The sequence below is a fragment of the Streptomyces sp. NPDC005866 genome, assembly GCF_040629895.1.
Taxonomy (GTDB): Bacteria; Actinomycetota; Actinomycetes; order Streptomycetales; family Streptomycetaceae; genus Streptomyces.
Map to the genome: position 1 here is coordinate 78,641 of NZ_JBEXWP010000010.1, position 12,690 is coordinate 91,330.

Consider the following 12,690-nt stretch of genomic DNA (forward strand, 5'->3'; position numbering starts at 1 on the left):
GGTCGGGCCGGTCGGGCCGGTCGGGCCGGTCGCACCGTCCACTCCTGCCGCACCCGTCGGGCCGGTCGCACCGTCCACTCCTGCCGCGCCGGTCGGGCCGGTCGGGCCGGTCGGGCCGGTCGCACCGTCCACTCCTGCCGCACCCGTCGGGCCGGTCGCACCGTCCACTCCTGCCGCGCCGGTCGCGCCGGTCGGGCCGGTCGCACCGTCCACTCCTGCCGCACCCGTCGCACCCGTCGCACCCGTCGCACCCGTCGGGCCGGTCGCACCTGTGGCACCGTCTACTCCTGCCGCGCCGGTCGGGCCGGTCGGGCCGGTCGCACCTGTGGCGCCGTCCACTCCCGCCGCACCCGTCGGCCCCGTCGCGCCGGCCGGCCCGGTCGCACCTGTAGCGCCGTCCACTCCCGCCGCACCCGTCGGCCCCGTCGCGCCGGCCGGCCCGGTCGCACCTGTAGCGCCGTCCACTCCCGCCGCACCCGTCGCACCCGTCGGGCCGGTCGCACCTGCCGCACCCGTCGGACCGGTCGCGCCGTCCACTCCTGCCGCACCCGTCGCACCCGTCGCGCCGGTCGGGCCGGTCGGGCCGGTCGGGCCGGTCGCACCGTCCACTCCTGCCGCACCCGTCGCACCCGTCGGGCCGGTCGCACCTGTGGCGCCGTTGGGGCCCTGAGGGCCGGTCGGGCCGGTGGGACCGGTGGGACCGGTGACCGCGCCGCAGAACGGCACGCCGGTCGCGGCGACCCAGCGTGCGGTCACCCAGCCGGGACGGCCCGCCAGCCGGTACCAGACGGTGTTCCTGTCGATGGGAGCGCCCGTGTCCCAGCACAGGATGCTGACGTGCGCCCCGGACCGGAACGAGCCGAGGGTCGCCGAGTTGGTCGTGGGCTGCTCACGGATGCTCACACCGGTCCTCGCGGTGACCGTCCCCGTGACCGCCGGCCGAAGGCGCTTGTGATTCCTTCTCGCCCCCGCCTCCTGAGCGATCCGCACCGCCTGCGAGGCGTCGGCCTGAGCATGCGCCCGGCCCGCGACAGGCTGCGCCTGCGTGGCAACAGGGCCGCAGAGGCACCAGGTAAGGCCGAGACTCGCTGCTCCGAGTGCCAGAAACGAGACTCTCCTGGTCTTGACAGCCCCATACACCAAACCCACCGTGCCTTTCCTGGCGAACTGTGAAGAATGAGATGAGGACAGCCAACTGCATATGCTTTCAGCAACATCAGACAACACGACCGTAATGACTCAAACGCTGCATATATATCGCTCGGGAAGCTCGAAAATCATATAATCTGTCAAGTAATACGAGAGGGGGCGGAGATCAGTCCGCAAGGGCACCCCCATTCACCCAGACCTCGGGGAGAGTCGCATTCGGCCGGTTTGACTATGTAGAGCGCGAGCGGATTCCGGATGCGAGGTGAGCACGGCGCTTGGAGTTCTCCCGCTTCAAGATCCGCATCCCGATCCGTGTGACCGGTGTTTTGAAGCTGGCGACGCTGCTCGCGGTGGTCGTGTGCGCGATGACCAGTGCGGGCCACAACTCCCGGGGCGGAGATTGCCGAGTGGGCACGCCGCTGCGACCAGACGGTGCCGGCCGCGTTCACCGGCCGCTTCAGGCCCCCGGGTGAGCGGACCTTGCGGGATGTCTTCGCGCGGGTGGACGCTGCCGCGCTGACCGCAGTCGGCTTCGTCCGGCTTGCCGCGTTGACGCCGCCGGCTGCGGGGGCACTGTGCCCCGATGGCGGGCCCGAGCGGGAACAGCGCCGTTCCCATCAGGCAGCCGCCCGCCGCCCGGACGGGCAACTGCGCCGTCGCGCGTTCGCCGTGGACGGCAAGTGCCTGTGCGGAGCGGTCCGGCAAGACGGCACCCGCGTGTTCGTCATCACCGCCGTCCGCCACGACGACGCCCTGACCGCAGCACTGCGCGAGATCGGCGCCAAGAGGCAACGAAATACCGGAATTCGCTCCACTCCTGGACACCGTCGACGACGCGGACCTGGGCGACGCCGTTGTCATGGTGGACGCCCTGCACGCCCAAAAGGACCACGCCCGCTATCTCGTCGAGGACCGCCGCGCCCACTACCTGCTGTCCGTGAAGGACAACCGCCCCTTCTGGCAGGGCAGTCAAGGACGCTTCCCTGGAGCCACGTCTCCGTCCTTGGCCACTCCCGTGACCGTGCCCACGGTCGTGAGGAGGTACGCGAGGTGAAGGTCGTCACCGTCAACGGGCTGCGCTTCTCGCACGCCCGCCAGGTAGTACGCATCCACCGTGGGCGCCGCCGCATCGGCGCGAAGAAGTGGCAGACCGAGACCCGAAACCGTCCTCGCCCTCCACGGGATCCCGTGATCAAACCGGACGATCAGGGCTCTCCCCAGGGCACTGCGTGAAACGCAGTGATATTTTCAGGCCGAGTCGCGCCGGAGTGCGGCTTTCCGGGCCATTTGCGCTGGTGGCACGCCCTGTAGAGGCGGATGGTGGTGCGCTCCCTCGAATGAGGGGTTTGGCTGTCACTCTCTTGCGATGATGGCCACCCAGATGGATTACTGACTGTTGTCGGACTGGCCGAGTCATCCGCCTCTGTGTTCGGGATTATCCCGCTCCGCGTTCGGAGCCGTCAGCGGCGCGGTTGGCTTCCAGCGAGTGAAAATTCTCTGCCGGTTCTCGGCTCGCAACGCACATCGTAAGAAATCGGAAGTGGTGCCATGCTCAGCTGCAGCTGAAGTCGACGCCGCCACGTCTTTGGCGCGTGCAGTGAGACCGCGTTCGCGTACAACAGGTGTCTCGTTGCCGGTCGCCGCGAGACTTTCGACCGCCTCCGTCCTTCCCTGTCACATCCTCGCCGTCGAACCAGCTTGGGACGAGCCGCAATTCCGGTGAGGCTGTGCACGTCACGAACTTCGGTCACGGTACCGGGCCGAGCCGGGACGCCGCCCGGCCATGTGTGCCGCAGGCTCCCGGATGCGCGAGGTCGCTGGGGCTCCTCCCCTTCTCTCCATGCGCATCCGGCTCGAACTAACCCGCACCCCCTTCACAGTCCACGGCGCGTCGGTGGTCTGTCGGGAGGCGCCATCGCCAAGCCGGTGGCGCAAGGACCTCACCAGCGGCACGGCCAGCACGACCATGCGCCTGCGCCGGACACCCCACCGTTCAGCCGGCCATCGGACAGGCCACCAAGCCTTGTCCTCTGGAACACCCATGCCCACAAGGCCGTTCGGCCCACGCAACCAGCCGATCACACGGCCAACTGCGAAAGGACGCATCATGGCAACCATCACCTCCTCCACGGGCAGCCCCGGCTCGGTCGGGCAGACCCTGACGATCAACGGAACCGGCCTGTCGAGCGCCACCAAGGTGAACTTCGGCAACAAGTCGGCCACCGCCACCGTCGTCAGCAGCACGCAGATCACCTGCACCATCCCGTCGCTGTGCGCCGGGCAGTACAACGTCAACGTGACGGCCGGAACGTCGACCACCAACTCCCTGCCGTTCTTCTACGCCGCCACCCCCGCCGTCTCGTCCGTGAGCCCTGCCTCGGGCGCGGCCAGCCCCGGCTCCATCACCGTCAACGGCAGCGGCTTCCTCAACGCCACCGCGGTGACCTTCGGCGCCATCGGCGCGGGCACCGGGATGGCCGTGGTCAACGACAGCCAGCTCAGCGTCACGGCTCCCGCGCACGGAGCCTTCACCGGCTGCCTGGACACCGTGGACATCACCGTCACCACCCCGGGCGGCACCAGCACCACGGGCGTCAGCGACCAGTTCGTCTACTACAACGCCCCCGCCGTCACCGGAATCAGTCCGACCTCGGGGGCGGCCGACATCAACGTCACCGTCACGGGCACTTGCTTCGACAGTGTCAGCGACGTGACTTTCACACCGACCGGCGGTGGCGCATCGATCTCGGCGAGTAGCTTCACCCCCATCTCCGAGACTCAGCTGGTCGCCGTCGTCCCCGCCGGGCTCACCGCGACCGCCACCTACGACATCCAGGTCGTCACCCCCGGCGGTACTAGCCCGGCCGTCGCCGGCGACGTGTTCACCGCGGCCTGACCCTCCACCGCCCAGGGGCCGCCCATCGTCTCCCCCGACGAGGGCCGCCCCTGGGCACACACCCACTCGGGAGTGCACGGACCGCCGTGCCCCGACCCCGCTCCTGACCGGGCACGGGGCGCCCACCCCACCACGTGGAAAGGAGCACGTCATGGCGCCGATCATCAACAGCATCAGCCGCAACCAGGGATCGGCCGCCGGCGGTACGGCTGTCACCCTCACCGGCAGCGGCTTCACCGGCGCATCGTCAGTGACATTCGGGACGAACCCGGCCCAGTTCGCCGCGCTCAGCGACACGAAGATCAGTTGCACTGCCCCCGCGGGGTCGGGCTCGTCCGCCGTCACCGTCACCTCCTCGGACGGCACCAGCAACAGCGCGACCTTCACCTACCTTCCCAGCCCGGTCGTCAGCTCGATCGCTCCGAACCAGGGCCCTACGGCCGGAGGGAACACCGTCACCATCACGGGCACCAATCTCTCCGGCACCAGTGCGGTCATGTTCGGCAGCCACAGCGCCACCATCACCGGCAACACCAGCACACAGATCACCGTCCAGCCCCCCGCCGGTGCGGCGGCTCCGGTCAACCTCACGGTCACCACAGCGGGAGGCACCAGCACCCCGTTGCCGTACTTCTACGTCCCCCTACCGACTGTCGACGACGTCTCCCCTGCCCTGGGGCCACCCCTGGGCGGCAACACCGTGACTGTCACGGGGAGCAACCTGTCCCTCATCAGCACCGTACGCTTCGGATCCCGCACGTCCGCCAGCTTCAGCGTCGTCTCGGACGGCGAGATCACCGCCCTAGTCCCGCTCGGCTCCGGAACCGTCAGCGTCACCGCCACCACGCCGGGCGGCACGAGCCTTCCCGGCGTCGGCAATCCTTACTACACCTACGTCGGGCAGCCGGTCATCACCAGTCTCAGCCCCAACCAGGGGCCGGCCGCCGGCGGAAACAGCATCACCATCACCGGGAGTAACTTGACCTACACGGACAGTGTCAGGGTCGGCGGCATCCTGGCCCCGTTCGTCACCGTCTCCGACACCAAGGTCGTGGCCGTCGCGCCAGGAGGCACCTCCGGCACCGTCGCCGTCCTCGTCCACAGTCCGGGCGGCACCAGCAGCGCCAGCTACCAGTACACACCGTGACTCACAACGCCGGGGCGGTCCCCACGGCTCCGATGAACTCCGTCCAGGCAGCCGCCCCGGTCAACAGCACAGCCCCACCGGGCGCTTTGCTGTCCCGGACCGGGACGACACTGGGGACTCCGTCGGCGACTCGACGCAGTCGCCCCGCTTGACGCGCACCCGCAGGAAGACCCGCCTGCTCACCCCCTTCTGCCAGGCCGTGCTGATCCTGCACTGACACCGGCCGCGGGGTTGTTGCATCGAGTGCGACCCGGAGATGGGCGCCGGGGGTCAACACTCGGGCTTGGTGGGCCGTTGCATCAGCGCGACCGCGGCCTGGTTGAGGGTGACCTTCTCGTGCAGCAAGGCGGAGAGGAACCCAAGGTGGTACCGCGTAGCGGTACGGACCGGAATCTCCTGCCCTCGGGCAGGAGAGGGCGTCAATCCATGGCGATGGCCCGCAGCACGTCCAGGCGTGCCGCCCGCCGGGCCGGGCGCAGGCCCGCCAGGGCGCCCGCCGCCACGCCCACCAGGGCCACGACGACCAGCTGGACAGGCGGGACGGCGAAGGCGAACGCCGTGTCGCTCGTGCCGTCCGAGGCCTTCACCAGGACCCAGCCGAGGAAGGCGCCGAGGCCGAGTCCGCCGGCCGTGCCGAAGGCGGCGACCAGGACCGACTCCCAGCGGACCATGGCCCGCAGTTGGGGGCGCGTCTGGCCGACGGCCCGCAAGAGGCCCAGTTCCCGGGTGCGTTCGTGTAGCGCGAGGGTCAGCGTGTTGGCGATGCCGAGCAAGGCGATGAGGACGGCGAGTGCGAGCAAGGCGTAGACGAGGGTGAGCATCATGTCGATGCCGGCGGCCGAGGACTGCGCGTACTCGTCCCGGGTCTGCACCTGCGGGTTGCCGTACTGTGCGGCCACCTTCGCCACCGCCGCCTTGCCCGTGTCCGCGCTCACCCCGGACCTGAGGGCGACGGCCACCAGGGTGTCGGAGTCCTGGACGCGGTGCGGGGCCCAGGCGGCACGGGTGATGACGTAGTCACCGGCGAGTTCGGACCGGCCGTAGACCGCACGGACGGTGAAGTTCTGCTGCTTGCCGTCGGTGAAGGCGAGTCGGGCGGTGTCCCCGGTGTGCAGGTGCTGCCGGTCGGCCTCCGTTCGGGTGATGGCGATGCCGTCGGTACCGAGCCGGGTGAGTGAGCCCTGGACGGTTCCGAGGTCGAAGGTGTGGGCGAGGGCGACGGGGTCGGTGACCGTCAGTGCCCGTCCCTTGCCGTCCACTTCGGCGACTCCACGACCGAGTCCGACGGCGGTTTCCACCTCCGGGAGCCGCTGGAGCACCGGGGCCAGGCGGGGGCTCAGTCCGCTGCCGCCCGCGCCGAAGGACGGGTTGCTCACGGCGAGGTCGCCGGCGAAGGACCGGGAGACGGTCTGGTCCATGGTCGCCTTCAGGGACGCGCCGAACACGGTGAAGAGCGAGACGACGGCCACGCCGATCATCAGTGCGCTCGCGGTGGCGGCGGTCCGTTTGGGGCTGCGCAGGGCGTTGCGGCGGGCGAGGGCGCCGGTCACTCCGCGCAGCCGGCCGAGGGGGCCGCCGAGGAGTCGTACGGCCGTGGTGGCGGCGACCGGGCCCAGGATCACGAAGGAGACCAGGGCCAGCAGGGCGCCGAGTCCCGCCAGCCAGACGGACGGGGAGACCAGCACGCCGGTGAGGGCGAGGGCGACGGCCAGGGCGCCCAGACCCCCTCCGACCACCGTGCGGAGGCTGGACGCGCCTGAGGAGTCGACGGCGGTCTCGCGCAGGGCGGCGAGCGGGGCCGTGCGTCCGGCGCGCACGGCGGGCAGCAGGGCGGAGCCGAGGCAGACGACGACACCGACCGCGAGCGGGAGGGCCATCGAGAGCGTCTTGACCACCAAGTCACCCTCGGGGAACGGGAATCCGATCGCCGGGAAGAGCGCCTGCAGCCCGGCGGCGATCCCGATGCCGCCCGCGAGCCCGACGGCGGACGCCACGACGGCCACGACGCTCGCCTCCGTCAGGGTCGCCGCGGTCACCTGGCGGCGGGAGGCGCCGAGAGCGCGCAACAGGGCGTTTTCCCGGGTGCGTTGGGCGACGACGATGGCGAAGGTGTTGTGGATGGAGAAGGTCGCGACCAGCAGGGCGATCCCGGAGAAGACGAGCAGGAGGGTCGTGAAGACGGTCAGGAACTGACTGGAGATCATGTCGGTGTTCTCCTGGGCCGACTCCTGGCCGGTGATCGCCTCGACTCCCCTGGGCAGCACGGGAGTCAGCCGGTCGACCAGCTCCTTCTGACCGACCCCGGGTCCGGCCCGCACCAGGATGCCCGCCGCCTCTCCGGGCTTCGCGGTGAGGTACTTCTCGGCGTCGGCCCGCGTCATACCGGTGAAGGTCACCTGGGCCATGCCGTCCTCGCCGCCGAAGGTCGCGAGGCCGACGATGGTCACCGTGACGGGGTCGGGGGTGCGCAGGACGGTCGTGTCGCCGATCCTCAGGCCGCCCTTCTTCGCGGCTCCCCGATTGACCACGACCTCCCCTGACCTGGCGGGGGCTCGGCCCTCGGCGATCCGGTAGGAGTTGAGCTTCGGGTCCGTGATCCAGTTGCCGGCCAAAGTCGGCGGGCCCTTGCCGCCGATGGGCTTGCCGTTGGCGCCGACCAGCTGGCCTGCGCCCTGGATGTTCGGGGCGGCGGCCGCGACGCCGGGCACCTCCTCGACGGCCTTCACCAGGGAGGTGGGAACCGGCCGCCGTACGCCCTGCGCCTCGCCCGGGGTGGTGATGGCGTCGGCGCCGCGCACCACGGCGTCCGTGCCGCTGGTGGCCTTGCCGAACATCGAGTCGAAGCTGGCGCGCAGCGTGTCGCCCATGACCAGGGTGCCGGCCAGGAAGGCGACCCCGAGGAAGACGGCGAGGAAGGTGCCGGCGAACCGGCGCCGGTGGGCGCGCAGGGAGGACAGACTCAGTCGTACGGAGGCATTCATGACCGCACCTCGAAGGCCTTCATCCGGTCCAGGACCGTGTCGGCGGTCGGGGACTCCATCCGGTCGACCAGGCGCCCGTCGGCGAGGAAGACGACCTCGTCGGCGTGGGCGGCGGCCACCGGGTCGTGGGTGACCATGACGACCGTGCGGCCCGTCTGCCGTACGGCGTCGCCGAGCAGGCCGAGGACCTCGGCGCCGGAGCGGGAGTCGAGGTTGCCGGTGGGCTCGTCGGCGAAGACCACCTCCGGGCGGCCGGCGAACGCCCGTGCCACCGCGACGCGTTGCTGCTGGCCGCCGGAGAGTTCGGAGGGGCGGTGGTGCAGCCGGTCGCGCAGCCCGACGACGTCGACGAGCGCTTCGATCCACTCCGGGTCGCCGCTGCCGCCCGCCAGGTCCAGCGGCAGGGTGATGTTCTCGGCGACGGTCAGCGTCGGCACCAGGTTGAACGCCTGGAACACGAAGCCGACCCGGTCGCGGCGCAGCAGTGTCAGCCGGCGGTCGTCGAGCTTGCCCAGCTCGGTGTCGCCGATCCAGGCGGAGCCCGAGGTGAGGGTGTCGAGGCCGGCCGCGCAGTGCATCAGGGTGGACTTGCCGGAGCCGGACGGGCCCATGATCGCGGTGAAGCGTCCTTCCGGGAACGCCACGTCCACGCCGTCCAGGGCGCGTACGGCGGTGTCGCCCCCGCCGTACACCTTTACGGCACCCACGACGCGGGCCGCGGCCCGCACTGCGGTCGTCGTGCTCATGCCGCACCGCCCTTGCCGATACGGCCGAACTGCTCCTCCAGGACGGACGACCGCCGCCAGTACTCGTCCTCGTCGATCTCGCCGGAGGCGAAGCGGCGGCCGAGGACGGCGAGCGGCGAGTCGCCGGCCGGGCGCCAGGGGCCGCCGCGCCCGCGCCACGCGGTGCGGCGCAGGACGGTGACGACGCCGATCACGACGGCCGCCCAGATCAGCGGGAAGAACAGGATCCACGGGCCGGGCCCGCCGTCCCAGTTCGCCAGGGTCTGCATCTCGGTTCAACTCCCTTGTCGTCGCCCCTTGTCGCCGTTTTCCGAACCTCGTCGAACCTCGTCGAAAGGGGCTTGGTGTGATGCCTAGAGACTGGCTCCGGGGAGTGGTCCGGGTCGTCGTGCGGCCGGCGGCAGTGGCCGTACCTCCCGGGGAGTACACGGGCGAAGGGCGTCTGCTCCCCTCAGGGTTGGCGTTCTGTAACTACTAGTATGTACAGTCGGCGCATGAGCACGTCGGAGCGGTTGATCGAGTCCACCCGTGAGCTGCTGTGGGAGCGCGGTTACGTCGGCACGAGCCCGAAGGCGATCCTGGAGCGCGCCGGAGCCGGCCAGGGCAGCATGTACCACCATTTCAAGGGCAAGCCGGACCTGGCACTTGCCGCGATCCGGCGGACCGCCGAGGAGTTGCTGGCTACCGCCGAGGGAGTACTCACCGGGCCGGGCACGCCGTACGAGCGGATCGAGGCGTATCTGCGGCGCGAGCGCGATGTGCTGCGCGGCTGCCCGGTCGGACGGCTGACCATGGACCCGGACGTCATCGCGAGCGACGAACTGCGGGCGCCCGTCGACGAGACGCTCGACCGGATCCAGGAGCTGATCGCCGGGATCGTCGAAGAGGGCAAGGAGCAGGGGCAGTTCGGGCCCCGGTTGGACGGCGAGGAGATCGCCGCGACGGTCCTCGCGACCCTGCAGGGGGGTTACGTCCTCGCCCGTGCCTCCGGCTCGCCCGCCGCGTTCGACGCCGGCGCGCGCGGCCTCCTGTCGCTGCTGAGGAGTTGACGCACGTGCACGCCCTGCAGTACGAGCTGACCCGGCCCGCCGACTACGACACGGGCATCATCCGGGACCGGGTGGCCCGCGTCGGGCATCTGCTCGACGACTGGGACGGTCTCGGCTTCAAGACGTACCTGCTCCGCGAGCGCGGTGCCCACGGCTCACCCGTCAACCAGTACGCGCCGGTTCTACCTCTGGAACACCATGGAGGGCATGAACCGCTTCCTGTGGGGAGGCGCCTTCCAGGGTCTCGTGAACGACTTCGGGCGGCCCGAGGCACGGCAGTGGTCGGGCCTGGCGTACGAGGAGGGCGGCGCGCCCGACTCGCTTGCGGCCTTCGCGGTACGGCGGCGGGAGCCGGTGCCGGACGGGGCCGAGCTGTCCGGGCTGATGGCGGAGGTGACGCGGGAGACGGCGCGGGTCGCGGGCGAGGACGGTGCCGTGCTGGCGGCGGCCGCCGTGGACACCGCCCGCTGGGAGCTGGTCCACTTCTCGCTCTGGGCACACGACGCCCCGAAGGCCGAAGGGGACGTGTTCCAGGTGCTGCACATGTCGTCGCCCGGCCGGGACCGGCTGCCGCGCGGGCGGCAGTGGTGAGCACCTTCCGTCCTTGCGGCTGCCGCTGGTGGCTCGCGCCGTGGAGCCTCACCGCTCAGTGGCAGGCCGTCACTGAAGTGCCCCCAGCGGATCGTCCAGCACCGGCTGCCACGCCAACTCGGCCGCTCCGACAAGGCTGTTGTGGCTCAGCGTGCACGGCAGGATCGGTACGCCACCGCTCTGGCCCCACAGGCTGCGGTCGGCGACGACGGCACGTAGCCGCTCGGGGTCGGCGTCCAGCAGGGTGCGGTGCAGGCCGCCGAGGATGATGCGGTCGGGGTTCAGGATGTTGACCAGCCCGGCCAGGCCCAGGCCGAGGCGGTCGATCAGGGCCTCGGCGGCCCTGCGGACGGTCGGGTCGGCGTAGTGGTCGCGGACCAGGTCCTCGGCCTGCCGGAGCAGCGACACCTCGGGGCCGGGCTCGCGGCCCGCCTCGATGAGCAGTGCCAGCGGATCCGCCTCGACGTCCAGACAGCCCCGGCTGCCGCAGTGGCAGGGGCGGCCCTCGGGGTTGACGGTGAGGTGGCCGACCTCCAGGGCCAGGCCCGAACTGCCTGTGTGCAGACGGCCGTCCAGGACCAGCGCGCCACCGACGCCCCGGTGCCCGGTCGCCACGCACAGCAGATCGCGGGCGCCACGGCCCGCGCCGTGCCGGTGCTCGGCGAGCGCCGCCAGGTTCACGTCGTTGGCCGCGAAGGCCGGTCCGGTGATCCCTGCCGCGCGCACGCACTCCGCGAAGATCCGGCGCACCGGTGCGCCCACCGGCCAGGCCAGGTGCAGCGGGTTGAGGGCGAGGCCCTCCGGTTCGGCGACGGCGGACGGCACGGCGAGGCCGGCGCCGACGCAGCGGAGGCCGGTGGTGCGGAGCAGGTCGGCGCCCGCCTCCACCACCGAGCCGAGCACCTTCGCCGGGTCGGCCTCGACCGTCTCGCAGCCGGGGGCGGTGGCGACGATGCGGCCGCCCAGGCCGACCAGCGCGGCGCGGAAACCGTCGGCGTGGACCTGTGCGGCGAGCACGACGGGGCCGTCCTCGGCGACCTCAAGGCGGTGCGAGGGCCGGCCCTGCGACCCGGCCGCGGCGCCCGGGTGGGCGTCGACCCTGATCAGGCCGAGCGCCTCCAGTTCGGCGGCGACGGCGCCGGCCGTGGCCCGGGTGACGCCGAGTTCCGCGGTGAGCACGGCGCGGGTGGGGGCGCGGCCGGTGTGTACGAGTTCCAGTGCGGGGCCGAGTGCGCCGCGTCCTCGGTCCAGTCTCATCCTCGAGGTCCCTTCCCCCGTCGGGCGGGGGGCCGCCTTGCCGCTCATGAGAGCGAGTCTCCCATGATCCGTAGTTCTGCTTGGTCGCGAGCGCCGTGCGAACAGTGCGGCACCGTCGTGGCTGGTCGCGCCCACGGGGGGCGGAGCCGCACATCGATACAGCCCCGCACCATGAGGGGGCGCTCCGAGCGAGGCGTGTCAAAATCCACTCACTCTCAGCGTGACGTTCAGGCGACCGGTCAGACCCAGCTCCGAGGGTCCCGTCCCCGGGTAGACCCGAGGCACCCCGTGATAGGCGAGTCGCGACTCAGCCCCGAACACGAACAGGTCCCCCGACCGCAGTTCCACGTCCGTGTACGGCTTGCCCCTGCTCTCCGTGTTCCCGAAGCGGAACACACACGTGTCCCCCAGGCTCAGTGACACCACCGGTGCGTCCGACTTCTCGTCCGTGTCCCGGTGCATACCCATCCTCGCGTCGGCATCGTAGAAATTGATCAGTGCGATGTCGTACGACAATCCGCCCACCGCCTGTGGGCCCAGCGCGTCGGTCACCGCGCGGCGGCCCAGATCGTCGAGCCAGGGCGGGAACGGCTTCACGGGGCTGCGGTCGCCGTCGACGGCCGCGCGGGCATAGGCGTACGGGTACCAGTGCCAGCCCAGACACACCTGGCGGGCGGTCATGGTCCCGCCTTGCGGCGTCCGGACCGTGCGTAGTCCGGCGGGTGGCCGTGCCCACTCCCGGCAGGCGCCCAGCAGCTCACGCTGCCGCTGCGCGCTCAGCCAGTCGGGGACGTGCACGGCGCCAGGCGCGAGCTGGGCGCACGCCCTCGGGAACAGTTCGTCCTCCATGCCCCCATCCTGCCCGACCGGGTCT

11 protein-coding genes and 2 pseudogenes are annotated in these 12,690 nt (G+C 71.3%); 6 read left to right on the plus strand and 7 right to left on the minus strand.

The annotated features are described in order from the left end of the window. Positions 1-903, minus strand: a pseudogene (locus tag ABZ396_RS16860) (hypothetical protein); the annotation flags it as partial. 1,105 nt (positions 904-2,008) lie between these two features. Here ABZ396_RS16860 and ABZ396_RS16865 point away from each other — a divergent pair. From ABZ396_RS16865 to ABZ396_RS16880, 4 genes are all read left to right on the plus strand, one after another. Beyond that, the gene (locus ABZ396_RS16865) at positions 2,009-2,203 is read left to right on the plus strand and encodes a hypothetical protein (RefSeq protein WP_358918205.1); all 195 of its coding nucleotides are present in this window, start codon (positions 2,009-2,011) and stop codon (positions 2,201-2,203) included. After that, positions 2,200-2,382: a hypothetical protein gene (locus ABZ396_RS16870; RefSeq protein WP_358918207.1), complete on the plus strand. Its 183-nt coding sequence runs from the start codon at positions 2,200-2,202 to the stop codon at positions 2,380-2,382. The genes ABZ396_RS16865 and ABZ396_RS16870 overlap by 4 nt, the downstream gene beginning before the upstream one ends. Before the next feature lie 874 nt (positions 2,383-3,256). Continuing rightward, positions 3,257-4,045, plus strand: a complete 789-nt coding sequence (locus tag ABZ396_RS16875) for an IPT/TIG domain-containing protein (RefSeq protein WP_358918209.1) — start codon at positions 3,257-3,259, stop codon at positions 4,043-4,045. A gap of 151 nt (positions 4,046-4,196) precedes the next feature. Next, positions 4,197-5,192, plus strand: coding sequence for an IPT/TIG domain-containing protein (locus ABZ396_RS16880; RefSeq protein WP_358918211.1), 996 nt, complete (start codon positions 4,197-4,199; stop codon positions 5,190-5,192). 1 nt (position 5,193) lies between these two features. Here the strand turns inward: ABZ396_RS16880 and ABZ396_RS16885 are convergent, their stop codons facing one another. The 4 genes from ABZ396_RS16885 to ABZ396_RS16900 form a co-directional block, all read right to left on the minus strand. Beyond that, positions 5,194-5,469 carry a DUF397 domain-containing protein gene (locus ABZ396_RS16885; RefSeq protein ID WP_358918213.1) on the minus strand — a complete coding sequence of 92 codons (276 nt, stop codon included), beginning with the start codon at positions 5,467-5,469 and terminating at the stop codon, positions 5,194-5,196. A 142-nt stretch (positions 5,470-5,611) separates the two neighbouring features. After that, positions 5,612-8,173, minus strand: coding sequence for an FtsX-like permease family protein (locus ABZ396_RS16890; protein ID WP_358918214.1), 2,562 nt, complete (start codon positions 8,171-8,173; stop codon positions 5,612-5,614). Next, the gene (locus ABZ396_RS16895) at positions 8,170-8,919 is read right to left on the minus strand and encodes an ABC transporter ATP-binding protein (protein ID WP_358918216.1); all 750 of its coding nucleotides are present in this window, start codon (positions 8,917-8,919) and stop codon (positions 8,170-8,172) included. The genes ABZ396_RS16890 and ABZ396_RS16895 overlap by 4 nt, the downstream gene beginning before the upstream one ends. Next, the gene (locus ABZ396_RS16900) at positions 8,916-9,188 is read right to left on the minus strand and encodes an SHOCT domain-containing protein (RefSeq protein ID WP_358918217.1); all 273 of its coding nucleotides are present in this window, start codon (positions 9,186-9,188) and stop codon (positions 8,916-8,918) included. The genes ABZ396_RS16895 and ABZ396_RS16900 overlap by 4 nt, the downstream gene beginning before the upstream one ends. A gap of 225 nt (positions 9,189-9,413) precedes the next feature. Between ABZ396_RS16900 and ABZ396_RS16905 the strand changes: the two genes are divergently transcribed. Then, on the plus strand, positions 9,414-9,968 hold the full coding sequence (locus ABZ396_RS16905) for a TetR/AcrR family transcriptional regulator (protein ID WP_358918219.1): 555 nt from the start codon (positions 9,414-9,416) through the stop codon (positions 9,966-9,968). 5 nt (positions 9,969-9,973) lie between these two features. After that, positions 9,974-10,559 (plus strand): annotated as a pseudogene (locus ABZ396_RS16910) (DUF4865 family protein). A gap of 69 nt (positions 10,560-10,628) precedes the next feature. Here ABZ396_RS16910 and ABZ396_RS16915 read toward each other — a convergent pair. Then, positions 10,629-11,864 (minus strand): ROK family protein, encoded by a 1,236-nt coding sequence (locus tag ABZ396_RS16915; RefSeq protein ID WP_358918221.1) that lies wholly within the window; start codon positions 11,862-11,864, stop codon positions 10,629-10,631. A 150-nt stretch (positions 11,865-12,014) separates the two neighbouring features. Continuing rightward, positions 12,015-12,665 (minus strand): alpha-ketoglutarate-dependent dioxygenase AlkB, encoded by a 651-nt coding sequence (locus tag ABZ396_RS16920; RefSeq protein ID WP_358918223.1) that lies wholly within the window; start codon positions 12,663-12,665, stop codon positions 12,015-12,017. Positions 12,666-12,690 lie beyond the last annotated feature (25 nt).

Excerpts from the sequence above, each read along its gene's own strand:
- ABZ396_RS16890 (WP_358918214.1), bottom strand. The coding sequence starts at position 8,173 with ATGAATGCCTCCGTACGACTGAGTCTGTCCTCCCTGCGCGCCCACCGG.
- ABZ396_RS16920 (WP_358918223.1), bottom strand. The coding sequence starts at position 12,665 with ATGGAGGACGAACTGTTCCCGAGGGCGTGCGCCCAGCTCGCGCCTGGC.
- ABZ396_RS16875 (WP_358918209.1), top strand. The coding sequence starts at position 3,257 with ATGGCAACCATCACCTCCTCCACGGGCAGCCCCGGCTCGGTCGGGCAG.
- ABZ396_RS16865 (WP_358918205.1), top strand. The coding sequence starts at position 2,009 with ATGGTGGACGCCCTGCACGCCCAAAAGGACCACGCCCGCTATCTCGTC.
- ABZ396_RS16905 (WP_358918219.1), top strand. The coding sequence starts at position 9,414 with ATGAGCACGTCGGAGCGGTTGATCGAGTCCACCCGTGAGCTGCTGTGG.
- ABZ396_RS16880 (WP_358918211.1), top strand. The coding sequence starts at position 4,197 with ATGGCGCCGATCATCAACAGCATCAGCCGCAACCAGGGATCGGCCGCC.
- ABZ396_RS16895 (WP_358918216.1), bottom strand. The coding sequence starts at position 8,919 with ATGAGCACGACGACCGCAGTGCGGGCCGCGGCCCGCGTCGTGGGTGCC.
- ABZ396_RS16915 (WP_358918221.1), bottom strand. The coding sequence starts at position 11,864 with ATGAGCGGCAAGGCGGCCCCCCGCCCGACGGGGGAAGGGACCTCGAGG.
- ABZ396_RS16900 (WP_358918217.1), bottom strand. The coding sequence starts at position 9,188 with ATGCAGACCCTGGCGAACTGGGACGGCGGGCCCGGCCCGTGGATCCTG.